19 protein-coding genes are annotated in these 22,808 nt (G+C 73.3%); 9 read left to right on the forward strand and 10 right to left on the reverse strand.

Features of this window, described 5'->3' with window-relative positions:
• Positions 1 to 73 precede the first annotated feature (73 nt).
• The 5 genes from ACTMTB_RS21045 to ACTMTB_RS21065 all read right to left on the reverse strand — a co-directional run bounded on the left by ACTMTB_RS21045 (position 74) and on the right by ACTMTB_RS21065 (position 5,752).
• Positions 74 to 1,027, reverse strand: a complete 954-nt coding sequence (locus tag ACTMTB_RS21045) for an SDR family NAD(P)-dependent oxidoreductase (protein WP_441147997.1) — start codon at positions 1,025 to 1,027, stop codon at positions 74 to 76.
• Entirely contained in the window at positions 1,024 to 2,208 is a 1,185-nt protein-coding gene (locus tag ACTMTB_RS21050; protein WP_441147998.1) for a zinc-dependent alcohol dehydrogenase, read from the reverse strand. The genes ACTMTB_RS21045 and ACTMTB_RS21050 overlap by 4 nt, the downstream gene beginning before the upstream one ends.
• A 162-nt stretch (positions 2,209 to 2,370) precedes the next feature.
• Positions 2,371 to 3,132, reverse strand: a complete 762-nt coding sequence (locus ACTMTB_RS21055) for a succinate dehydrogenase/fumarate reductase iron-sulfur subunit (RefSeq protein WP_154938411.1) — start codon at positions 3,130 to 3,132, stop codon at positions 2,371 to 2,373.
• Positions 3,129 to 5,066: a fumarate reductase/succinate dehydrogenase flavoprotein subunit gene (locus tag ACTMTB_RS21060; protein WP_441147999.1), complete on the reverse strand. Its 1,938-nt coding sequence runs from the start codon at positions 5,064 to 5,066 to the stop codon at positions 3,129 to 3,131. The genes ACTMTB_RS21055 and ACTMTB_RS21060 overlap by 4 nt, the downstream gene beginning before the upstream one ends.
• Positions 5,067 to 5,068: 2 nt before the next feature.
• On the reverse strand, positions 5,069 to 5,752 hold the full coding sequence (locus tag ACTMTB_RS21065) for a succinate dehydrogenase cytochrome b subunit (protein WP_441148129.1): 684 nt from the start codon (positions 5,750 to 5,752) through the stop codon (positions 5,069 to 5,071).
• 83 nt (positions 5,753 to 5,835) lie between these two features.
• Here ACTMTB_RS21065 and ACTMTB_RS21070 point away from each other — a divergent pair, with 83 nt between their 5' ends.
• Positions 5,836 to 6,765, forward strand: a complete 930-nt coding sequence (locus ACTMTB_RS21070) for a LysR family transcriptional regulator (protein ID WP_441148000.1) — start codon at positions 5,836 to 5,838, stop codon at positions 6,763 to 6,765.
• Here the strand turns inward: ACTMTB_RS21070 and ACTMTB_RS21075 are convergent.
• Positions 6,762 to 7,280: a MarR family winged helix-turn-helix transcriptional regulator gene (locus ACTMTB_RS21075; protein WP_441148001.1), complete on the reverse strand. Its 519-nt coding sequence runs from the start codon at positions 7,278 to 7,280 to the stop codon at positions 6,762 to 6,764. The two genes, ACTMTB_RS21070 and ACTMTB_RS21075, sit on opposite strands and share 4 nt — an antisense overlap.
• A 98-nt stretch (positions 7,281 to 7,378) precedes the next feature.
• Between ACTMTB_RS21075 and ACTMTB_RS21080 the strand changes: the two genes are divergently transcribed.
• The gene (locus ACTMTB_RS21080; RefSeq protein WP_441148002.1) at positions 7,379 to 8,659 is read left to right on the forward strand and encodes an amidohydrolase family protein; all 1,281 of its coding nucleotides are present in this window, start codon (positions 7,379 to 7,381) and stop codon (positions 8,657 to 8,659) included.
• Positions 8,660 to 8,669: 10 nt separating this feature from the next.
• Here the strand turns inward: ACTMTB_RS21080 and hrpA are convergent, their stop codons facing one another.
• The gene (gene hrpA, locus ACTMTB_RS21085; RefSeq protein WP_441148003.1) at positions 8,670 to 12,710 is read right to left on the reverse strand and encodes an ATP-dependent RNA helicase HrpA; all 4,041 of its coding nucleotides are present in this window, start codon (positions 12,708 to 12,710) and stop codon (positions 8,670 to 8,672) included.
• 145 nt (positions 12,711 to 12,855) lie between these two features.
• Here hrpA and ACTMTB_RS21090 point away from each other — a divergent pair, with 145 nt between their 5' ends.
• Positions 12,856 to 13,329 carry a cytidine deaminase family protein gene (locus ACTMTB_RS21090; protein WP_154938401.1) on the forward strand — a complete coding sequence of 158 codons (474 nt, stop codon included), beginning with the start codon at positions 12,856 to 12,858 and terminating at the stop codon, positions 13,327 to 13,329.
• A 55-nt stretch (positions 13,330 to 13,384) separates the two neighbouring features.
• Here ACTMTB_RS21090 and ACTMTB_RS21095 read toward each other — a convergent pair whose 3' ends face one another.
• Complete coding sequence (locus ACTMTB_RS21095) at positions 13,385 to 13,744, reverse strand: YciI family protein (RefSeq protein ID WP_441148004.1); 360 nt, start codon at positions 13,742 to 13,744, stop codon at positions 13,385 to 13,387.
• A 136-nt stretch (positions 13,745 to 13,880) separates the two neighbouring features.
• Between ACTMTB_RS21095 and ACTMTB_RS21100 the strand changes: the two genes are divergently transcribed.
• From ACTMTB_RS21100 to ACTMTB_RS21115, 4 genes are read left to right on the forward strand one after another with little or no spacing between them, the layout of a single operon-like run.
• The gene (locus ACTMTB_RS21100) at positions 13,881 to 14,927 is read left to right on the forward strand and encodes a FecCD family ABC transporter permease (protein WP_441148005.1); all 1,047 of its coding nucleotides are present in this window, start codon (positions 13,881 to 13,883) and stop codon (positions 14,925 to 14,927) included.
• Positions 14,928 to 14,983: 56 nt separating this feature from the next.
• Positions 14,984 to 16,057: a FecCD family ABC transporter permease gene (locus tag ACTMTB_RS21105; protein ID WP_441148006.1), complete on the forward strand. Its 1,074-nt coding sequence runs from the start codon at positions 14,984 to 14,986 to the stop codon at positions 16,055 to 16,057.
• Between the two features lie 26 nt (positions 16,058 to 16,083).
• Positions 16,084 to 17,040 (forward strand): ABC transporter ATP-binding protein, encoded by a 957-nt coding sequence (locus ACTMTB_RS21110; RefSeq protein WP_441148007.1) that lies wholly within the window; start codon positions 16,084 to 16,086, stop codon positions 17,038 to 17,040.
• Positions 17,040 to 17,984 carry an ABC transporter substrate-binding protein gene (locus tag ACTMTB_RS21115; RefSeq protein WP_441148008.1) on the forward strand — a complete coding sequence of 315 codons (945 nt, stop codon included), beginning with the start codon at positions 17,040 to 17,042 and terminating at the stop codon, positions 17,982 to 17,984. The genes ACTMTB_RS21110 and ACTMTB_RS21115 overlap by 1 nt, the downstream gene beginning before the upstream one ends.
• 87 nt (positions 17,985 to 18,071) lie before the next feature.
• Here the strand turns inward: ACTMTB_RS21115 and ACTMTB_RS21120 are convergent, their stop codons facing one another.
• Complete coding sequence (locus ACTMTB_RS21120; protein ID WP_441148009.1) at positions 18,072 to 18,629, reverse strand: GNAT family N-acetyltransferase; 558 nt, start codon at positions 18,627 to 18,629, stop codon at positions 18,072 to 18,074.
• A complete protein-coding gene (locus ACTMTB_RS21125; RefSeq protein ID WP_441148010.1) occupies positions 18,626 to 20,692 on the reverse strand; it encodes a penicillin acylase family protein in 2,067 nt (688 codons plus the stop codon). Before ACTMTB_RS21125 ends, ACTMTB_RS21120 begins: the two co-directional genes overlap by 4 nt.
• 99 nt (positions 20,693 to 20,791) lie before the next feature.
• On the opposite strand from ACTMTB_RS21125, the gene ACTMTB_RS21130 reads away from it, so the two are divergent.
• Positions 20,792 to 21,127, forward strand: a complete 336-nt coding sequence (locus ACTMTB_RS21130; protein WP_441148011.1) for a hypothetical protein — start codon at positions 20,792 to 20,794, stop codon at positions 21,125 to 21,127.
• Positions 21,128 to 21,241: 114 nt separating this feature from the next.
• The gene (locus tag ACTMTB_RS21135; protein WP_441148012.1) at positions 21,242 to 22,789 is read left to right on the forward strand and encodes a pyridoxal phosphate-dependent decarboxylase family protein; all 1,548 of its coding nucleotides are present in this window, start codon (positions 21,242 to 21,244) and stop codon (positions 22,787 to 22,789) included.
• Positions 22,790 to 22,808 lie beyond the last annotated feature (19 nt).

Raw genomic sequence — 22,808 nt, forward strand, 5'->3', positions numbered from 1 at the left:
TCGGGGACGCGGCGGGGCCGGGGAGGTGGGGCGGCGGACGGTGGTGGGAGGAGCGAGGACGGGGCGTGGATGGTCAGCGGAGGCGGCGGAGGGCGGCGGCTCCGGCGGTGACCGCGGAGGTGGCGGTGTTGCCGACCGTGCGGGCCAGGCGTGGCAGGTCGGGGAGCCAGCCGCCGCGGACGGCCTCGCCGGCCGGGTTGGGGGCGAACAGCACGCCCTCGTGCGGCGGCACCTGCCGGTCGGTCAGCCCGCCCCAGCGCATCAGCGGCCCGACCAGCGCGTCGTAGACGCCGGGCAGCACGGTGAAGCCGGCCCGCATGAGCAGGTTCACCCGGCCCACCGAGATCTCCCGGCGGGGCCGGTCGGCGCAGTCCACGATCGCCCGGGCCACCCGTTGCGGGGTGGTGATCGGCAGCGGCGGTCGGCCCATCCGGCCCAGGTAGTTGGCGGCCTGCTGGTAGACCGGGGTGTCCACGCTGCCGGGGGTGACCAGGCAGACGTGCACCCCGGGCAGGTCCCGCGACTCCTGCTGCAACGTCCGGACCAGGCCGTGCAGGCCCCACTTGCTGGTGACGTAGCCGCTCAGGTAGGGCGCGGTGATGTGCCCGAGCACCGAGCCGGTGAGGATCAGGGTGCCGCCGCCGGCGGCCTTGAACTGCCGCAGCGCGACCCGGGCCACCCCGGCGGAGGCGAGCAGGTCGGTCCGCACCACCTGGTCGAAGACCTCCGCCGGGATCTCCTCGAAGCGCCCGTACGCCATCACCGCCGCGGTGTGCACCCAGACGTCGATCCGGCCGAACTCCCGCAGCGCCGCCTCCGCCAGGGCGTCGAGCGCGCCGGGGGCGGTCACGTCGGTGGGCACCTCACGCACCTCGGCGCCGGCGTCGCGGCACTCGCGGCGTACCTCGGCCAGGGTGGCGGGGGAGCGGGCGGCGAGGACCAGCCGGTCCCCGCGCCCGGCGAACTCCCGGGCGGCCGCGCGGCCGATGCCGCTGGTCGCCCCGGTGACCACCACCACCCGGCTCACGGTGCGAGCACGACTTTGACGCAGCCGTCCTGCTTCTTCTGGAACATCTCGTACGCCTGCGGCGCCCGCGCCAGCGGCACCCGGTGGGTACGCAGGTCCTCGACGCCCAGCGGGTCGTCGTCGCCGGAGAGCAGCGGCATGATCTCGTCGGTCCAGCGGCGCACGTGGCACTGCCCCATCCGCAACTGGATGCCCCGGTCGAACATCTCCATCAGCGGCAGCGGGTCCACCTCGCCGCCGTACACGCCGGAGATGGAGACGGTGCCGCCCCGGCGGACCGCCTTGAGCGCGGCCTTGAGCACCACGAGCCGGTCGACGCCGACCTTGTCGGTCATGGTCTGGGCGAGCTTGTCGGGCAGCAGCCCGGCGGCGGCCTGGGCCAGCTTGCCCGAGGTGGCGCCGTGCGCCTCCATGCCGACCGCGTCGATCACCGCGTCCGGGCCGCGCCCGTCGACCAGGTCGACCAGGGTGGCCGGCACGTCCTCGAGCTCGCTGACGTCGAGGGTCTCGATGCCGTGCCGGCGGGCCATCTCCAGCCGCTCCGGCACCAGGTCCAGCCCGATCACCCGCTCGGCGCCCAGGTGGCGGCCGATCCGGGCGCAGAGCTGGCCCACCGGCCCCAGCCCGAAGACGGCGAGGGTGCCGCCGGGCGGGGTGTCGGCGTACTTCACCGCCTGCCAGGCGGTGGGCAGGATGTCGCTGAGGTAGAGGTAGCGCTCGTCCGCGCCGGTCTCCGGGATCTTGACCGGGCCGAACTGGGCGTGCGGGACCCGCAGGTACTCGGCCTGGCCGCCGGGGACGGAGCCGTAGAGCGAGGTGTAGCCGAACAGCGCCGCGCCCTTGCCCTCCGAGGTGACCTGGGTGGTCTCGCACTGGGCGTAGAGCTGCCGCCGGCACATCCAGCAGTCGCCGCAGGAGATGTTGAACGGGACGACGACCCGGTCGCCCGGCTCGAGCCGGGTCACGCCCGGGCCGATCTCCTCGACGATGCCCATCGGCTCGTGCCCGAGGACGTCGCCGGGCTTCAGGTACGGCGCGAGCACCTCGTACAGGTGCAGGTCGGAGCCGCAGATCGCGGTGGAGGTGATCCGGACGATCGCGTCGCTGGGCTCCTCGATCCGCGGGTCGGGTACCTCCTGCACCCGGACGTCCCGCTTGCCGTGCCAGGTCAGTGCCTTCATGCCTGATCGTCCCCTCTCGGTGCCGTCCATGGGACTGCTACCCGAGGTGGGCGGCTCGAACCCGGCGGGCCGCCCGGGCCGGCGCTGCTTTCCCGGCGTACCCCCGGGAAAACGCCGACCGCCGCACCCCTGGGGGATGCGGCGGTCGGTGCGCAACTGGCGTCAGGAGCCGGGGGTGCCCGCGCCCTTGGTGGTGGCCTTCAGGTAGTCGCGGTTGAGCCGGCCGATGGTGTTCAGCGGGATGCCCTTCGGGCAGACCACGGTGCACTCACCGGCGTTGGTGCAGCCGCCGAAGCCGGCCTCGTCGTGCGCGTCGACCATGCCGATCACCCGGGTGTAGCGCTCCGGCTGGCCCTGCGGCAGCAGCGAGAGCTGGGTGAGCTTGGCGGCGGTGAAGAGCATGCCGGAGCCGTTGGGGCAGGCCGCCACGCAGGCGCCGCAGCCGATGCAGGCGGCCGACTCGAAGGCGGCGTCCGCGTTGGCCTTGGCCACCGGCGTGGAGTGCGCCTCGGGGGCGCTGCCGGTCGGGGCGGTGATGTACCCGCCGGCGGCGATGATCTTGTCGAACGCGCTCCGGTTGACCACCAGGTCCTTGATGACCGGAAAGGCGCGGGCCCGCCACGGCTCGATGTCGATCGTCTCGCCGTCGGAGAACTGCCGCATGTGCAGCTGGCAGGCGGTGGTGCCGCGCTGCGGCCCGTGCGCGTCGCCGTTGATCATCAGACCGCACATGCCGCAGATGCCCTCGCGGCAGTCGTGGTCGAACGCGACCGGCTCCTCGCCCTGGAGGATGAGCCGCTCGTTGAGGACGTCGAGCATCTCCAGGAACGACATGTCCGGGGAGACGTCGTCGACCTGGTAGGTCACCATCCGACCCTTGTCCTCAGGGCCGGACTGGCGCCAGATGCGCAGGGTCAGGTTCACTTGTAGCTCCGCTGCGTCGGGTGGACGTATTCGAACTTCAGGTCTTCCTTGTGCAGCACGACCGGCTCACCGGTGCCGGTGTACTCCCAGGCCGCCACGTAGGCGAACCGGTCGTCGTCGCGCTGCGCCTCGCCGTCCGGGGTCTGGTGCTCGGCCCGGAAGTGGCCGCCGCAGGACTCCTCGCGGTGCAGGGCGTCGATGCACATCAGCTCGGCCAGCTCGAAGAAGTCGGCCACCCGGCCGGCCTTCTCCAGCGACTGGTTGAGCCCCTCGCCGTCGCCCGGCACCCGCACCCGCCGCCAGAACTCATCCCGCAGCGTGCGGATCTCGTCGATGGCCTTGCGCAGCCCGGCCTCGCTGCGCTCCATGCCGCAGTGCTCCCACATGATCTGGCCCAGCTCCCGGTGGAACGAGTCCACGGTCCGGTCGCCGTTGACCGCCAGCAGCCGGGTGATCCGGTCCTCGACGTCGCGGCGGGCCGCGATCGCCTCGGGGTGGCTGGCGTCGACGTTCTCCAGCGGGCCGGTGGCCAGGTAGTTGGCGATCGTGGTGGGCAGCACGAAGTAGCCGTCGGCCAGGCCCTGCATCAGCGCCGAGGCGCCGAGCCGGTTCGCGCCGTGGTCGGAGAAGTTCGCCTCACCGATCACGAACAGACCCGGGATGGTCGACTGGAGGTCGTAGTCGACCCAGAGGCCGCCCATCGTGTAGTGCACGGCGGGGTAGATCCGCATCGGGACCTCGTACGGGTCCTCGCCGGTGATCCGCTCGTACATCTCGAAGAGGTTGCCGTACTTGGCCTCGATCGCCTTGCGGCCCAGCCGGTTGATGGCGTCGGCGAAGTCGAGGTAGACGCCGAGCTTGGTCGGGCCGACGCCCCGGCCCTCGTCGCAGACGTTCTTCGCGGCGCGGGAGGCGATGTCGCGGGGGACCAGGTTGCCGAAGGAGGGGTAGATCCGCTCCAGGTAGTAGTCCCGCTCGTCCTCGGGGATGTCCCGCGGCGCGCGGTCGTCGCCCTTGGCCTTCGGCACCCAGACCCGGCCGTCGTTGCGCAGCGACTCGCTCATCAGGGTCAGCTTCGACTGGTGGTCGCCGGAGACCGGGATGCAGGTCGGGTGGATCTGCGTGTAGCAGGGGTTGGCGAAGTACGCGCCCTTGCGGTGTGCCCGCCAGGTGGCGGTGACGTTGCAGCCCTTGGCGTTGGTGGAGAGGTAGAAGACGTTGCCGTAGCCGCCGGAGGCGAGCACGACCGCGTCGGCCATCTCGGTGCTGATCTCGCCGGTGACCAGGTCCCGGACGACGATGCCCCGGGCCTTGCCGTCGACGACGACCAGCTCCAGCATCTCGTGCCGGGCGTTCATCTCCACGTTGCCCAGGCCGATCTGCCGCTCCAGCGCCTGGTACGCCCCGAGCAGCAGCTGCTGGCCCGTCTGGCCCCGCGCGTAGAAGGTCCGCTGCACCTGCGCGCCACCGAAGGAGCGGGTGTCGAGCAGGCCGCCGTACTCGCGGGCGAACGGCACGCCCTGCGCCACGCACTGGTCGATGATGTTGACCGAGACCTCGGCCAGCCGGTGCACGTTGGACTCCCGCGAGCGGAAGTCGCCGCCCTTGACGGTGTCGTAGAAGAGCCGGTGCACCGAGTCGCCGTCGTTGCGGTAGTTCTTGGCGGCGTTGATGCCGCCCTGCGCGGCGATCGAGTGCGCCCGGCGCGGGCTGTCCTGGTAGCAGTAGGACTTGACCCGGTAGCCCTGCTCGGCCAGCGTCGCCGCGGCGGAGCCGCCGGCCAGGCCGGTGCCTACCACGATCACGGTCATCTTCCGGCGGTTGGCCGGGTTGACCAGCTTGGCCTCGAAGCGGCGGGTCTCCCAGCGCTTCTCGACGGGGCCCTCGGGTGCCTTGGTGTCGGCGATCGGGTCGCCCTCGGTGAAGAGATCCATGGTCAGGACACCAATCCGGTGAGTACGGCGAACGGGACCACCAGGTAGCCGACGCAGAGGCCGACGGCGACGACCAGCGCGATCGCCCGGTTGCGACGCTCACCCTTCGGTGTCTGCTGGCCCAGGCTGCGCAGCGCGCTGAAGATGCCGTGCCGCAGGTGGAAACCGACGGTGACGATCGCCAGGGTGTAGAAGAGCGTGACGTACCAGCGCTCCGGCGCGAAGTCCGCGACCACGTTGCCGTACGGGTTGCTGGCGTCGCCCTGGGGGTTCAGGTGACCGGTGGTCAGATCCAGGATGTGGTAGATCACGAAGAGCAGGATGATCACCCCACCCCAGCGCATCGTGCGGGCGGCGTAGCTGCCCTGGATCTTCTTGCGGTGGGCGTACTTCACCGGGCGGGCGGCGCGGGCACGGCGGGCCAGCACGGTGGCGGCCACGATGTGCGCGACCACGGCCACGGTGAGCACGGTGCGCTGCAACCACAGGTACCAGGTGGTGGGCAGCAGCGGCGCGCCGATCTCCCGCAGCCAGTGCGCGTAGTGGTCGAACGACGTCTCGCCGGTGAAGATCTTCAGGTTCCCCAGCATGTGGACGACGAGGAAGAGCACCAGGAGGATGCCCGTCACCGCCATGACGGCCTTCAGGCCGACGTTCGAGCGGATGGGCGACCGAGTTTTCGTGATTACCACCTGACCGACGCTAGGAGGACTTTGATCAGTCGTCCAATGCATCGACCTCGCAGTCTTGATAGCCATAAGCTATGTAGATGCAGCTCCATCAGCTCAAGTACTTCGTGGCGGTCGCAGAAGTACGACATTTCACCCAAGCCGCCGAGCTCGTCGGCATAACCCAGCCCTCGCTGAGTAAGCAAATTCACGCCCTGGAGACCGACCTGGGGGCCCCGCTCTTCGAACGGGTAAGGGGCAACATCGCCCTCACCGCTTCCGGCGAGGTGCTGCTGCCGTTGGCCAAGCGGATCCTCGCCGACGTCGACACCGCCACCCGCGAGGTGCAGGAGCTGGTCGGCCTGCGCCGAGGCCGGGTCCGCCTCGGTGCCACCCCCAGCCTGGCCACCTCGCTCGCGCCACCGGTGCTGCGCCGGTTCCGCGACGCCCACCCCACCGTGGACCTGCGGGTGGAGGAGAGCGGCTCCCAGGACCTGGTCCGTGACCTGCTGCGCGGCGACCTCGACCTGGCGCTGATCATCATGCCGGCCCAGGGCGCCGACCCGGGGCTGCGCGCCGACCCGATCCTGCGGGAGAGCCTCGTCGTCGCGTCGGTGGACCCGCTGCCCGCCGCCCGGGACAACGGTCAGCTGCGCATCACCGACCTGCGTGACCAGCCCCTGGTGATGTTCCGCGAGGGCTACGACCTTCGCGACGCCACCATCCAGGCCTGCCGGGAGGCCGGCTTCGAACCGACCATCTCGGTCGACGGCGGCGAGATGGACGCCGTGCTCAGCTTCGTCGAGGCCGGGCTGGGCATCGCCCTGGTACCCGGCATCGTGGTCGCCCGCCGGGCCGGCGTCCGGGTCACCCGGCTCGCCCCGCCGGGCGTACGGCGGACCATCGCGGTGGCCCGCCGCCGGGACGTGGTGCCCACCCACGCCGGTCGGGAGCTGCGCCGGATACTGCTGGAGTACGTCCACGACGCCACCGCCACCGACGAGCTGCCGCCGGGGGTGGAGCCGCTCTAGCCGCGGGGTGTGTCGCCGAGCGCGATCAGGACCTCGCGGAGCAGGTCGGCGACCACCCGGCCGGTGCTCTCCGGCACGACCGCGAGCAGTTCCCGCTGGGCGGCGGTGGCCGCGCGTACGGCGGTCTCGGCGGTGGTGACCCCCGCATCGGTGAGCCGCACCCACGAGCTGCGGGCGTCGCGCGAGTCGGCTTCCCGTATCACCAGTCCACTGGCGGTGAGACGGCGCAGCAGATTGCTGGTCCCGCCCGAGGAGAGCAGCAGTCGGCTCGCCAGCTCGGTCGGGCGCAGGCGGTACGGCGCCCCGGTCGCCCTGAGCGCGGCGAGGACCTCGTACTCGGCCTTGGTCAGCCCCGACTCGGCGAGCTTCCGGTTCGCCGCCTCCGCCAGCAGTGCGCCGAGCCGAGTCGCGCGTTTGGTGAGTTCCAGCTCCAGGGTCGCGACGGCGGGAAGTTCCCGCTGCCACGCCGCGACGATCTCGTCGACGGTGTCCCGACCCTGATCCGGCTTGTCCACGAGGCGAGGATAGCGACCCGCGCGGGGATTGCCGGGCCGACGACACCCTGATACCTTTCGGAAAAGCTTTCAGGAAAGCTTTTCTAAAAGGGGGATCGATGCCCAAGTTGCTCCTGCGCGGCGGCCACCTGTTGACCATGGACGACGCCCTCGGCGAGCTGCCCCGCGCCGACGTGCTGATCGACGGCGACCGGATCGTCGCGGTCGGCCCCGGGCTCGACCCGGCCGACGCCGCGGTCCAGGACGTCCGCGGACACGTCGTGCTGCCCGGCCTGGTCGACTCGCACCGACACCTCTGGCAGTCGGCGCTGGTCGGGATCGGGGCCGACCTCAGCCTGTCGGCGTACCTGCCGCTGCTGCTCGGCACCGTGGCGTCCCGGATGGAACCGGCGGATCTGCGGCTCAGCGCCCTGCTCGGCGCGGCCGAGGCCCTGCACTCCGGCGTCACCACCGTCTTCGACTACTGCAACGCCACCCGCAGCGACGAGCACGCGGACGCGTCCGTCGCCGGTCTGGCGGAGTCTGGAGCCCGCGCGGTGTACGGGCACGGCGACCCGGAGCGGCATGCCGGCCTGGCGGACCTCGCCGCGCGTGCCGGGCTGGTCACCGGGGCGGTCGCCATGCTCAGCAACGAGCACGCGCCCATGGAGCAGACCGGGCGGCACCTCGCTGTCGCCCGGGAGCTGGGCCTGGTCGCCTCGATGCACGTCGGTTGCGGCGCCCACGGCGGTCGGGCCGGCGCCGTCGCCGCCCTGCACCGGGCCGGCCTGCTCGGGCCGGACCTGCACTTCGTGCACGGCAACACCATCACCGACGCCGAGGTGGGACTGCTGGTGGACAGCGGGGCCGGGGTCACCGTGACCCCCGGCGTCGAGGCGATGATGGGGCACGGGCCCTCGGCGTACGGGCGCTTCGCCGCCCGTGGCGCCCGGCCGGCCGTCGGCCTCGACGTGGCCGTCACCGCCGGGCACAGCCTCTTCGACCAGCTGCGCGCGACGCTGGTGCTGGAGCGCGACCGTCACCACCGGGCCGCACTGGACGTCGGGCGGGACCCCACGACGCTCGCCCCGGCCGCCGGGGACCTGCTCCATGCCGCGACCGTCGCCGGCGCCGCCGCGATCGGACTGGCTGACCGCACCGGCTCGTTGACCCCGGGCAAGCAGGCCGACGTGGTGCTGCTGCGCGGCCTGGAACACCTGGTCGGCCGCCCCGAGCCGGGGCGGCTGGCCGGCGCGGTGGTGGCCATGGCCGGGCCGGCCGACGTCACCGACGTGCTGGTCGCCGGCCGGTTCGTCAAACGCCACGGGCGGCTCGTCGACCACGACCTGGCCGCGCTGCGGGCGGCCGGGGCCGACCTCGCCGCCCGGGTGCTGCCGTGAGGGGCGCGGGTCAGCGCCCTTCGGCGTCGTCCATCGCCCGGTAGATCCGCTGCTCCGACACCGGGTACGGCGTGCCGAGGGCCTGGGCGAAGACGCTCACCCGCAACTCCTCGATCATCCACCGGATCTGCCGTACCGCCGCCGAGTTGCGCCGGCTGGGCGGCAGCGCGGCGAGCATGTCGGCGTACTCCTTCTGCACCACCGCGATCCGGTCCTGCTGCTGCTTGTCCCGCTGCGGGTTGCCCGGCAGCCGGTCCAGGCGCCGCTCGATCGCGGTCAGGTAGCGCAGCAGGTCGGGCAGGCGCGCATACCCGGCCTCGGTGATGAACCCCTTGTGCACCAGCCCGGAGAGCTGGTTGCGGATGTCGGCCAGGGCGGCCACCACGGCCAGGTTCCGGGTCGCGCCGAGCCGCTGCTCCACCGCGTACGCGGCGGCGAGGACCCGGCGGACCCGGTCCATCACGTCGACCACCGTGTCGATCAGATCGGCACGGACCCGCTCGCGCAGCGCGGCGAAGCCCTCGGCGTCCCAGGCCGGCCCACCCGCGTCGGCGATCAGCTTGTCGATCGCGGCCCCGGCGGCGTCGGAGATCAGCTCCTGCACCCCGCCGTGCGGGTTGCGGCTGAGCGCCAGCTTCGCCTCGTTGGAGAGCCGGCCCTGGAGGAACTTGGCCGGCGAGGGCACGGTCAGCCGCAGCAGTCGCCGGGTGCCCGCCCAGTGCGCCGCGGCCTGCTCGGCCTCGGAGTCGAACACCTTCACCCCGACCGTCGCGCCCTCGTCGACCAGCGCCGGGTACGCGGTCACCGCGTAACCGGCCCGGACCTGCTCGATGGTGCGAGGAAGATCGTCGATGCTCCACTCACGGAGGCCCGTCCGGGCCACGTCCGGCGCGGCGGCGGCCACGACCTGGCGTACCTCCTGGCGGAGTTGGCGTTGCAGGGCCGGCAGGTCCTTGCCCTCGGCGACCGGCTTGTTCTCCTCGTCGAGCACCCGGAAGCTGACCCGCAGGTGGGCCGGCAGCCGGTCGACGTCCCAGGCGTCGCGCGGCACGGTGACGCCGGTCATCCGGCGCAGCTGCCGGGTCAGCGCGTCCAGCAGCGGTTCCTCGCCCGCCGGCATCGCCGCCAGCGCGGCCCGGGCGTAGTCCGGCACCGGGACGAAGTTGCGTCGGACGGCCTTGGGCAGCGACCGGATCAGCGCGACGACCAGTTCCTCGCGCAGCCCCGGCACCTGCCAGTCGAAGGTCTCCGCCGGCACCTGGTTGAGCAGCGGCAGCGGGATGTCCACGGTCACGCCGTCGGTCGGGGTGCCCGGGTCGAAGGTGTAGGTCAGCGGCAGGGCGACCCCGTCGGCCTGCCACTCGTCCGGGTAGTCGGCCTCGTCCAGCCCGGCGCGACCGGCGTTGATCAGCAGCTCGCGGGTGAAGGTGAGCAGCTCCGGCTGCTCCCGGCGGGTCTTCTTCCACCACGAGTCGAAGTGCCGGCCGGAGACCACGTCGGCGGGGATGCGCTGGTCGTAGAAGTGGAAGATCGTCTCGTCGTCGACCAGGATGTCCCGCCGCCGGGCCCGGTTCTCCAGCTCCTCGATCTCGGTGAGCAGCCGCTGGTTGTCCCGCCAGAACTGGTGGTGGGTCTGCCAGTCGCCCTCCACCAGCGCGTGCCGGATGAACAGCTCCCGCGACAGCGCCGGGTCGATCCGGCCGAAGTTGACCTTGCGGGAGGTGACCAGCGGGATGCCGTAGAGGGTGACCTTCTCGTAGGCCATCACCGCGGCCTGCTTCTTCTCCCAGTGCGGCTCGCTGTAGCTGCGCTTGACCAGGTGCTGCGCCAGCGGCTCGACCCACTCCGGCTCGACCCGCCCGGCGACCCGGCCCCAGAGCCGGGAGGTCTCCACCAGCTCGGCGGCCATCACCCAGCGCGGCGGCTTCCGGAACAGCGCCGAGCCGGGGAAGATCGCGAACTTCGCACCGCGCGCCCCCAGGTACTCGTGCTTCTGCGCGTCCTTGAGCCCGACGTGGGACAGCAGGCCGGGCAGCAGCGACTGGTGCACCTTCGGGGTGTCGATCTCCTCCGGCAGGTCCGCGGTCGGGCCGCGCCGTCCGCCGTCCGCCGGGACCTCCGCCGCGCCGCGCCGGCCGCGCCCGCCGCCGCCCTGATCCGGGGTACGCAGCACCTGGCGCAACTGGCTGACGATGTCCTGCCACTCGCGGACCCGCAGGTAGTTCAGGTATTCCGCCTTGCACATCCGGCGGAACGCGCTCGACGACAGCGCCCGCTGCTGCTCCCGCAGGTAGCGCCACAGGTTGAGGAACGCGACGAAGTCGGACTCCTTGTCGGCGAACCGGGCGTGCGCCTGATCGGCCTGCGCCTGCTTCTCCGCCGGCCGCTCGCGCGGGTCCTGGATGGAGAGCGCGGCGGCGATCACCATCACCTCGGTGGCGCAGCCGTTGCGCTCGCCCTCCAGCACCATCCGGGCCAGCCGGGGGTCGACCGGCAGCTGGGCCAGCCGCCGGCCCAGCGGGGTGAGCCGCTTCGCCGGGTCGGACTCGGTCGGGTCGAGCGCGCCCAGCTCGTGCAGCAGGTTGACGCCGTCGGTGACGTTGCGCCGGTCCGGCGGGTCGATGAACGGGAACGCGGCGATGTCGCCGAGCCCGATCGAGGTCATCTGGAGGATGACCGAGGCGAGGTTGGTGCGCAGGATCTCCGGGTCGGTGAACTCGGGCCGGGAGAGGAAGTCCTGCTCGTCGTAGAGCCGGATGCAGATGCCGTCCGAGGTACGCCCGCAGCGGCCCTTGCGCTGGTTGGCCGAGGCCTGCGAGACCGGCTCGATGGGCAGCCGCTGCACCTTGAGCCGGCTGGAGTAGCGGGAGATGCGGGCCGTGCCCGGGTCCACCACGTACTTGATGCCGGGGACGGTCAGCGACGTCTCGGCGACGTTGGTCGCCAGCACCACCCGCCGCCCGGGGTGCGGGGCGAAGACCCGGTGCTGCTCGGCGGTCGACAGCCGGGCGTACAGGGGGAGGATCTCGGTGCCGAGCAGCGACCGCTTCTTCTCCACCAGCTTGCCCAGCGCGTCGGCGGTGTCCCGGATCTCCCGCTCGCCGGAGAGGAAGACCAGGATGTCGCCCGGCCCCTCGGCGGCCAGTTCCTCGACCGCGTCGCCGATCGCCTGGATCTGGTCGCGGACGTTCTCCTCGTCGTCGCTCTCGTCCTCCTCGGCCTCGCTCACCTCGACCAGCGGCCGGTACCGCACCTCGACCGGGTACGTCCGCCCGGAGACCTCGACGATCGGGGCCGGCTCGCCGTCGGCGTCGGCGAAGTGCCGGGCGAACCGGTCCGTCTCGATGGTCGCCGAGGTGATGACCACCTTCAGGTCGGGGCGGCGGGGGAGGAGCTGCCGGAGGTACCCGAGGATGAAGTCGATGTTGAGGCTGCGCTCGTGCGCCTCGTCGATGATCAACGTGTCGTACTGGCGCAGCATCCGGTCGGTCTGCAACTCGGCCAGCAGGATGCCGTCGGTCATCAGCTTGACCAGGCTGCGGTCGCTCACCTGGTCGCTGAAGCGCACCTTGTAGCCGACCACGTCGCCCAGCTCGGTGCCGAGTTCCTCGGCGATCCGGTCGGCGACCGTCCGGGCGGCCAGCCGGCGGGGCTGGGTGTGCCCGATCAGGCCGTGCACCCCGCGCCCCAGCTCCAGGCAGATCTTGGGCAGCTGAGTGGTCTTGCCGGAGCCGGTCTCGCCGGCCACGATCACCACCTGGTGGTCGCGGATCGCGGCGGCGATGTCGTCCCGGCGCTCGCTGACCGGCAACTGCGCCGGATAGGTGATCATCGGCACGGCGGCCCGCCGGTCCGCCAGCCGCGCCTCGGCGCGGGCCACGTCCACAGCGATCTCGGCGAGCGCGCCGTCGCGCCGCTCGGGCTCCCGCAGCTTGCGTGCCCCGTCCAGCCGCCGCTGCAGGCGGCGCTGGTCGCGGAACATCAGCGAGGAGAGGCGGCGGTGCAGGTCGCGGACGGTGACGGCCTCGGCGGGTACGGCTGGATTCTGCATGTCGTCGCCAAGGATAGGCAGCCCGCCGCCCGAGCGCCCCCGGGTTACCTCCGGTCGCGCCGTACCCCGTCGGCGTCGCTGCCCGGGGCGGCGGGCCGGCCAGGCTAGAGTTTCGGCCGGGCGACACCGATCCGGGGGCGGCGACATGACGATGCTGGACACCGACCGCGCGCTGGTGCAGGCGGCGACCGCGGTCGCCAAGCTGCGCTGCCGCAGCGACAATCACACCGTCGCCGCCGCGGCCCGGACCGCCGACGGCCGGGTCTTCACCGGCGTCAACGTCTACCACTTCACCGGTGGCCCGTGTGCCGAGGTGGTCGCGATCGGCGCCGCCGCCACCCAGGGGGCCGGCGAGCTGGAGGCCATCGTCGCGGTGGGTGACCGGGGGCGGGGCGTCATCCCGCCCTGCGGGCGGTGCCGCCAGGTGCTGCTGGACTACTTCCCGTCGATCAAGGTGATCGTCGGGCCGATGGACGCGCTGCGCCCGGTGCCCGTCGCCGACCTGCTGCCCGAGACGTACGTCTGGGGCGACCACCAGCTCGACGCGCCGATGGCGGTGCGCACCGGGCAGTGGCCGATGCCCACCGTGCCGAGCAGCCGGCCGGCCTCCGAGGACTGATCCTCCGCTCGGCGGGTCAGTCGCCGGCGGCGCCTCGGCCCTCCGCGCCGGCCGGTCAGTCGCCGGCGGCGGCCTCCAGCATCGAGCGGGGCACGCCGACGCTCTCGTAGCGCACGTTGCCCTCCGGCACCAGCCAGCTCGCCACCCGCACCACGAGTTGGCCGGCGCGCACCGCCGGGTCGTTGGCGTACAGCTCGCGGGCCTCGTCCGGGCTGATCGGCAGCACGGCGAGACCGCGCAGGGTCGCATCGTCCGGGTCCACGAACGGGCCGGCGGCGAGCAGGAGTCCCTGCTCCACCAGCCCCGCCTGGTGGGCCAGGTGGGTGTCGTGCAGCAGATCCGCCGCGTCCCGGGGCAGCTCCGGCGCGTCCGCCGGGCGGCTGAAGAGGACGAGGGTGTGCTGGTCGAATCGCATGGACCCAGGGTAGGGGTGATTTTCCCCGGTTGGTTCCTGTCTGCCCGGGTCCACGGCCTATCGACGCTGCTCTCTTAGGTCACCCTCGGCCTCTCGGCTAAGGTAAGGCGTACCTTAGTTCCAGCTCGGGAGCATCGTGACCACCCTCGCCGCACGTCCGGTCGGCGCCGCCCGCCGCACCGGCGCACAGCGGGGCCGCCGCACCGCCGTCGCCGTCGCGGCCGCGCTGGCGCTGCTCCTGGCCGTCCTGGCCAGCCTCGCGCTCGGCAGCCGGCCGCTGGGCGTGGGCCAGGTCTGGACCGCCCTGGTCGCCCCGGACGGGGGAACGGCGAGCACCATCGTGCGCGAGCTGCGGATGCCGCGTACCGCCCTGGGGCTGGTCGTCGGCCTCGCCCTCGCGGTCGCCGGGGTGCTCTTCCAGGCGCTCACCCGCAACCCGCTCGCCGAGCCGCGGATCCTCGGCATCAGCGCCGGCGCCTCCTTCGGCGTCGTGCTGGCCATCGCCGTCCTCGGCGTCGGCAGCCTCGCCGGGTACGTCTGGTTCGGCATCGCCGGCGCGCTCGGCGCCGGCCTGCTGGTCTTCGCCGTCGCCAACCGGACCCGCGAGGGCGCCAGCCCGGTCACCCTCGCGCTGATCGGCGCGGCCCTCGACGCCAGCCTCGCCTCCGTGGTGTACGCGCTGCTCAGCATCGACGCGCGCACCTTCGAGGAGTACCGGTTCTGGGTCGTCGGCGGGCTGACCGGGCGGGATCTCGGCGTCGCCGCCCAGGTGCTGCCGTTCGTCCTGGCCGGGTTGGCCCTGGCCGCGGTGGTCGCCCGGGGCCTCGACGCGCTCGCCCTCGGCGACGACGTCGCCCGTGGCCTGGGCCATCGGATCGGCCTGGTACGCCTCGGTGGCGGCGCGGCCGCCGTGCTGCTCACCGGCGCCGCGGTCGCCTCGGCCGGGCCGATCGCCTTCGTCGGGCTCGCCGTGCCGCACCTGGCCCGCGCCCTGGTCGGCGCCGACCACCGCTGGACCCTGGGCGTCTCCGCCCTGCTCGGCCCCACCCTGCTGCTCGGCGCCGACATCGTCGGCCGGCTGATCGCCCCGCCCGGTGAGGTGCCGGCCGGGATCATCACCGCCCTGATCGGCGCGCCGCTGCTGGCGTACCTGGTCCGCCGCGCCAAGGTGGTGACCGCGTGAGCGCGAGGAGTGAGCCGGGTCTGCGAGCCCCGCAGTCGCGAACTGAGGCTGGCACCGTGAGCGTCCACGACCTGACCGCCGCCGCTCCGACCGGCCTGACCGGGCTGCCCGGGCGGTCGCTGGTGCGGGTCGGGCCGGTCAGCCTCCAGGTGCGCCGCCGCGCGGTGCTCGTCGCGCTCGCCTCGACCGTGCTGCTCGCCCTCGCCGCGCTGCTCAGCCTCTGCCTCGGCACCCCGTACGTCGCGCCGGCCGACGTGCTGCGCGCGCTCTCCGGCGCCGGCACCCCGTACGACCTGGTGGTGCTCGACCTGCGGCTGCCCCGGCTCGTGCTGGCCGCGACGGCCGGTGCGGCCTTCGGGATCGCCGGCACGCTGATCCAGAGCGTGGCCCGCAACCCCCTGGCCAGCCCCGACGTCATCGGCATCACCCAGGGCGCCGGCCTGGCCGCCACCGTCGCGATCACCACCGGTGCGGCGGCCGTGCTGGTCGCCCCGGCGGCCCTGGTCGGCGGGCTGGCCGCCGCGGTCCTGCTGCTCGCGCTCGGCGCCCGGCACGGGCTGGCCGCGCAGCGGTTCGTGCTGGCCGGCGTCGCCGTCGCGTTCGCCCTGCGGGCACTGACCGAGGTGGTGATGCTCTCCGCCGACCCGATCGACGGGCTACGGGCGCAGATCTGGCTGATCGGCACCCTCGCCGGCAAGGGTTGGACCGAGACGGTCTGGATCGCGCTCACCCTGGCCGTGCTGCTGCCGGTGCTGGCCTGGGCCGGCTGGGCGCTCAACGGCTCCGCCCTGGACGACGACACCGCCCGGGGGATCGGGCTGCGGCCGGTGGCCCGCCGGATCGGCCTGGCCGCCACCGGCGTCGTCGTCGCGGCCACCGTCACCGCCCAGGTCGGCGCGGTCGACTTCGTCGCCCTGGTCGCCCCGCAGGTGGCCCGCCGGCTGGTCCGGGCCGAGCGGCCGCCGATGGTGTGCGCCGCGTTGCTCGGCGCCCTGCTGCTGGTGCTGGCCGACCTCGCCGGCCGGCGGCTGTTCGCCCCCACCCAACTGCCGGCGGGCGTGCTCACCGCCGCGATCGGCGGGCCGTACCTGATGTTCCTGCTGGTCCGCGGCCGTCGGCGGTCGTCGTGACGTCCACCCCTGGCACAGGAGGCGCGATGCTCTCCACCCGCGACCTGGTCGCCGGTTACGACGAACGGACCGTGCTGGACGGGCTCGACCTGGAGCTGCCCGCCGACGCGTTCACCGTCATCGTCGGGCCGAACGCCTGCGGCAAGTCCACCCTGCTGCGCACCATGGCCCGGCTGCTCACGCCCCGCCGGGGCGCGGTGCTGCTGGACGGCACCGCCATCCGCGACCTGCCCACCCGGGAGGTGGCCCGCCGACTGGGTGTGCTGCCGCAGAGCCCGCTGGTGCCGGAGGGCGTCACCGTGGCCGACCTGGTCGGGCGGGGCCGGCAGCCCTACCAGCGGTGGTGGCGGCAATGGTCGGAGCAGGACGCCGTCGCGGTGGACCGGGCGATGGCGCTCGCCGACGTCGCCGGGCTGGCCGACCGGCCGGTGGACACCCTCTCCGGCGGCCAGCGGCAGCGGGTCTGGATCGCGATGACCCTCGCCCAGGACACCGAGGCGCTGCTGCTCGACGAGCCGACCACCTTCCTCGACCTGGCCCACCAGGTCGAGGTGCTGGACCTGCTGCACCGGCTGCGCGCCGAGCGCGGCCGCACCGTGGTCGCCGTGCTGCACGACCTCAACCAGGCCGCCCGCTACGCCGACCACCTCGTGGCGATGCGGGCCGGGTCCGTGGTCGCCGCCGGGCCGCCACGGGAGATCCTCACCGCGGAGTTGGTCCGGGACGTCTTCGGGCTCGACTGCGTGGTGGTGCCCTGCCCGGTCACCGGCGCCCCGCTGGTGGTGCCCGGTCTCACCAGCCCGTCGCTGGCCCCGCTGCCCGGCGCCCCGCTGCCCGCCGATCCGGCTCCGGCCGCCGGCACACCCTCCGTTGCCGGCCCGGCCGGCTCGAATCCCGTGGGCCCGACCGCTCCGGCGGCCCGCACTCCCATCGACGACGCGGACATCCCGCGCGTCGGCCCGTACCCCTCGAAAGGACTCTGATGCGTCGTCTCGCCGCCACCCTCACCGCGGCCCTCGCCCTCGGCGTGGGCCTCACCGCCTGCGGGGAGAGCGACCCGGTCGCCGGCACCGCCACCGGGGAGACCCGGGAGATCACCCACGCCATGGGCAGCACCAAGGTCCCGGCCGAGCCGAAGCGCGTGGTGGTCCTCGACACCGACAAGATCGACACTGCGCTCTCGCTCGGCGTCACGCCGGTCGGCGCCGCCACCGCCGGTGAGGCGAAGAGCTGGCCGACCTACTTCGGCGAGGAGAAGCTCGCCGGCATCAAGGCGGTCGGGGTGCTCACCGAGCCCGACCTGGAGGCGATCACCGCGCTGAAGCCGGACCTGATCCTGGGCAGCAAGTTCCGGCAGGAGAAGTTCTACGACGAGCTGAGCGCCATCGCGCCCACCGTCTTCACCGAGAAGGTCGGCATCACCTGGAAGGAGAACCTGCTCCTCGACGGCAAGGCGCTCGGCAAGGAGCAGCAGGCCCGCGACCTGCTCGACGCGTACGAGAAGCGGGCCAAGGAGTTCGGCGCGAAGCTGGGCGACGCCCCCTCCCGCAAGGTGTCGATCGTGCGCTTCATCCCGGGCAACATCCGGGTGTACGGCCCGGACTCGTTCTCCGGCATCGTCGTCGGGGACACCGGGCTGGGCCGCCCCGAGCGGCAGCGCCTGGAGGGCAAGGAGGACAAGCGCTTCGACCTGGTCAGCGCCGAGCGGATCAACGAGGTCGACGGTGACGTCATCTTCGTGACCGCGTACGGCGAGAAGGCCGCCGCCGAGCAGGCCAAGGTCACCGCCGGCTCGCTCTGGCAGGGCCTCTCCGCCGTCAAGGCCGGCAAGGCGCACGTCGTCTCCGACGAGGTCTGGATGACCGGCATCGGCGTCGGCGCCGCCAACAAGATCCTCGACGACCTCGCCAAGTACCTCACCGCCTGACCCCCTCGCGCCCACCTCGGCGCGCACTTACCGAGAAAGGGTGCCTATTCCACGTGGAATAGGCACCCTTTCCGTGTTGGGGGACGGTCAGGGGGTGGGGTGGTCGGATTCGAAGCGGGAGCGGGTGAGGAAGGCTAGTCGGGCGCGCTTGTCGGGCATCTCGATCTCCTCGTCGAAGGTGAAGCCGACGCGTTCGAAGAGGCGCAGCGACCGGTGGTTGCGGACGTCCGGTTCGACCACGATCCGCTGCCGGGTCGGGTCGCGGAACAGGAAGCGGGCCAGGGCCGGGAAGGCGGCGGTGGCCAGGCCGCGCGGTGCCTCCGGGGCGGGCGCGAACAGCAGGTGCATCCCGATGTCGCCGGGCTGCACCGGGTACCGCTCGCCGACCGGGTCCGCCTCCGGCTGGTAGGTCTGGAACAGGCCGGCGGGGGTGCCGTCGAGCATGATCAGGTACGCGTGGTGGGTGGTCAACCCGTCGATGAACGCGTAGACCTCGCGCACCTCGTCCACCGTGTACCCGCCCATGCCCCAGAACCTCGCGCGTGGCTGGGTCACCCAGCCGTGCAGCAGTTCGGCGTGGGCGGCCGGGTCGACCACGACGAGCCGCAGCTCGCCGAAGCCGGGGATGTCCTGCTGGTACGTCACGTGTTCTCGTCTCCTGCTTCTCGGGTCAGGTGTCGCCAATCGGTGTCCACCGGGTCGAGTTCGCCGGCCGCCCAGCGGCGCAGCTGGTCGGCGAAGTGCGGGTCGTCGGGGCGTCCGGACGCGCCGAAGGGGACGATCCAGCGGCTGCGGGCGCGGTCGCCGAGGTCCCACACGTAGCGGGCGACCGGCCCGCGCCAGCAGGCGTCGGAGACCCCGGGGACGCTGGTAGTGGCGAGCACGCAGTCGGTGTCGCCGGCCAGCGGAGTCGCGGCCCGCATGGCGGCCACCGCCGCGTCGACGGCGGGGGCCACGCCGAGGTGCAGCGGATGCAGCAGGTGCCGCCGGCCCCAAGGCGTCGGCGGCCCCTCGGCGGCCACGTCCGTCAGGGCCGCGGCCGCCACCGGCGCCACGTCGACCCCGAGGCGGTGCAGCCCGGCGACGACGCCGTCGAGGGCGTGGCCGATGCGCGCCAGCGGGTCCGTCCACGGCGTGAACAGCTCGTCGTACGCGCCGGGGGCGCGCAACGGGCGCAGGCTCGGGTGCTCGTGCAACCGGCGGGCCAGGGCGGTACGCCAGGCCGCGAAGGCGCCCGCGTCGGTGCTGTCGGCTCGCATCGCGCCGTCCCAGGCGGTGAGCCGGTCCCATAGCTCCCGGGCGGGCGGGTCGAGGTCGCCGGGATCGAGCCGGTGGAGCAGCGCGCGCAGCGGCGTCGCGGCGAGCCGGGTGTCCATGTGTACGTCGTCCGGCGCGACGTCGTCGGCCAGCAGGGCGCGGATCCGGTCGGCGCGGTGTGGTGGGGCGAAGTCGGCACCGAGGTCGGCCACGTCGGGGCGGCGGTCGTTGGCGCAGACCGCGATGCCGTCGACCGCGACCGGCTTGGTCTCGGCGTAGCCCCCGCGCCAGCGGTAGCGCGGGTCCCAGCCGGGCACCGGTTCCCGCCGGCACCGTTCGTCGCGTTTCGGCACAAGCCCGGCGACCAGCTGGTACACGGCCCCGCTCCGGTCGGCCACGAGGACGCTGTTGACCGGCTCGACCCAGGCGCGCAGCGCGTCGGCGACGTCGTCGACGGTGCGGGAGCGTAGCAGCGGCAGCAGCGCCTCGAAGCCGAGGTCCGCCTCGACCCGGGCCGGGATGCGCAGGCTGATCGCCTCGCCGGTGTGCCGGTCGTGGTCGATCACGGGCCCGCGCGGCGTCTCGATCACCTCCACGGTCTCCGGGTCGCCGTCGCGTACGTCGATCCGCTCGACGTGCCGCCGCGCCGGCACCCAGCCGTCGGCGTCGCGGACCAGCACCCGGTCGCTGTCGCGCCGCAGCTGCTCGCGGTACAGGTCCTGGTAGTCGGCCATCGCGTTGGTGACCGCCCAGGCGACCTCGCCGGCGTGTCCGAAGTGGGGCAGTCCCGGCACGCCGGGGAAGGCGAAGCCGAGCACGTCGAACTCCGGGCAGGCCAGGCGTACCTGCTGGTAGATGCCGGGCAGTTCGAGCAGTCGGTGCGGGTCGCCGGCGATGACCGGCGCCCGGCCGGTGGCGGTGTCCCCGGGCACCGCCCAGGCGTTGCTGCCGGAGCCGCCGGGCCCCTCGACGGCGAAGAGGTCGGTCGCGTCCGGGCCGAGGGTCGCGGCGACGTGGGCGTGCCAGAGCTTGTTCGGGAAGGTGGCGAAGAGGATGTGCTGGACGGTGAAGACGCCCAGCGGCGACCACGGCTGCCAGCGTCCGGGGGCCACCCCGACCGCCGCGAACTCGGGGGCACCGGCGGCGCCCTCGGCGAGCCCGTCGTTGACGCCGGCCGCGTAGGCGGCGACCCAGCGCCGGGTGCCGGGGGAGAGGCGGTGGAAGCACCGCCGGGCGGTGTCGTCGAGTCGGGCGCGCCGGGCGAACCGGTCCCAGCCCAGCGCGTCGGGGCCGACGTGCGCGGCGAGTCGCCCCTCGGAGCGCCACCGCTCGACCTCGATCTGCCAGGCCCGGTCGAGGGCCGCCACCCGGCCCTGCAGCCGGGCCAGCTCGTCGGCCGAATCGGCGCGCAGGTGCGGCACGCCCCGGGCGTCGCGGTAGACGCCGGTCATCGTGCGGCCGGTCCGGAGCCCCGGTGAGCCGCGTGCTCCACGAATATCAACTTAGGTTACCCTCCCCTAACTAAGGCGAACCTTACTGGAGGCCGGGGCGTGAGACGCAACTGGGAGGCCCTCTGGTGCTCAAGGTGTCGGGACGGCTTCATCACCGTCGGTCACCATGGACTACTCCCGGCCCGGCACCGGCGGCAACCGACTTCACCGCCCTTCGGGCTGGTCTGCTCGTTCGTGGCGGCCTCGGTCGGGCTGGCCGCCGCCGACGGGGCGGGGTACCCCGTGGTCGCGGCGGCCTGCGTGGTCCTGGTGCTGCTCGGCGTCGTGGTGGGCGTCGCCCGCCAGCGGCGGTTCGCCCCCGCGTCCGGCTCCGACCCTGCGGCAGAGCCGGAGCCGACGGCCGAACTCCGGCGCGCCGAGCCGGTGCGGCGTTGACCGCAACTTAGGTTAGGGTAACCTAACTTCACTCGATCAACTCGGGACCGCTGGTGGACGCCGCGCCGTCACCCGTCCTCCCGCCGTGTCCACTCTCGACCATTGAGGACTGCCATGAAGCTGCCCGGAGCAACCGTTCAGGCTCTCCCGACCGCAGCGGTTCCCGCTCCGGCGACCGCCGACCGGGCCCACCTGTTCACCGCCGGCTCCGTCGCGCACTACCGCCGGGTGCTGGCCGATGGGATCGACCGGGTGGCCGAGCGGGTGGCCGCCACCGACCGTCCCTTCACCGGCGTCACCCCCCAGGACCTCGCTCCCCGGATCGCCGGCATCGACCTGGACCGGCCGCTCGGCGACACCGGGGCGGCGCTCGACGAACTCCAGGACGTCTACCTGCGCGACGCCGTGTACTTCCACCACCCGCGCTACCTGGCGCACCTGAACTGCCCGGTGGTGATCCCCGCGCTGCTCGGCGAGGCGGTGCTCAGTGCGGTCAACTCCTCCATGGACACCTGGGACCAGAGCGCCGGCGGCACCCTCATCGAGCGCCGGCTGATCGACTGGACGGTCGACCGCGTCGGGCTGGGCCCGGCCGCCGACGGCGTGTTCACCAGCGGCGGGACGCAGTCGAACCTCCAGGCGATGCTGCTCGCCCGGGAGGAGGCCGTCGCCGCGGACGGCGGCGCGGCCGCCCGCCCCGAAGCGCTGTCCCGGCTGCGGGTCCTCACCTCGGCGGCCGGCCACTTCAGCGTGCAGAAGGCGGCGAAGCTGCTCGGCCTCGCCGCCGACGCGGTGGTCGCGGTGGGCACCGACGCCGAGCGCCGGATGCGTACCGACGAACTGGCCCGGGAGATCGACCGCTGCCGCCGCGAGGGGCTGCGGGTGATGGCCGTGGTGGCGACCGCCGGCACCACCGACTTCGGCACCATCGACCCGCTGCCGCAGATCGCCGACATCTGCGCGGCGGCCGGCGTGTGGCTGCACGTCGACGCCGCGTACGGCTGCGGGCTGCTGGTCTCGCCGACCCGGCGGCATCTGCTCGACGGCATCGAGCGGGCCGACTCGGTGACCGTGGACTACCACAAGTCCTTCTTCCAGCCGGTCAGCTCCAGCGCGCTGCTGGTGCGCGACCGCCGGGTGCTGCGGCACGCCACCTGGCACGCCGACTACCTCAACCCCGCCCGGGCGGTCGAGCAGCGCATCCCCAACCAGGTCGACAAGAGCATCCAGACCACCCGTCGCTTCGACGCCCTGAAGCTCTGGCTCACCCTGCGCATCATGGGCCCGGACGCGGTCGGGGCGCTCTTCGACGAGGTGATCGACCGGGCCGCCGCCGCCTGGCAACTGCTCACCGAGGACCCCCGCTTCGAGGTGGTGACCCGGTCCCAGCTCAGCACCGTGGTCTTCCGCTACCTGCCCTCCGGTCCCGGCCGGGCACTCGTCGACGAGGCCAACCTGTACGCCCGCGAGGCGCTGGCCGCGTCCGGCGCCGCCCTCGTCGCGGGCACCACCGTGGACGGCGCGCACCACCTGAAGTTCACCCTGCTCAACCCCGAGACCACCGTGGACGACATCGCCCACGTCCTCGACCTGATCGCCGAACACGCCGGCTGGTACGTGCGTACCCGCACGGCCGGTGAGCTGTCCTGCCCCATCCGCTGACCGGCCGTCCCGCCCTGGA

The sequence above is a fragment of the Micromonospora sp. L32 genome (assembly GCF_052068055.1).
GTDB classification, from domain to species: Bacteria; Actinomycetota; Actinomycetes; order Mycobacteriales; family Micromonosporaceae; genus Micromonospora; species Micromonospora purpureochromogenes.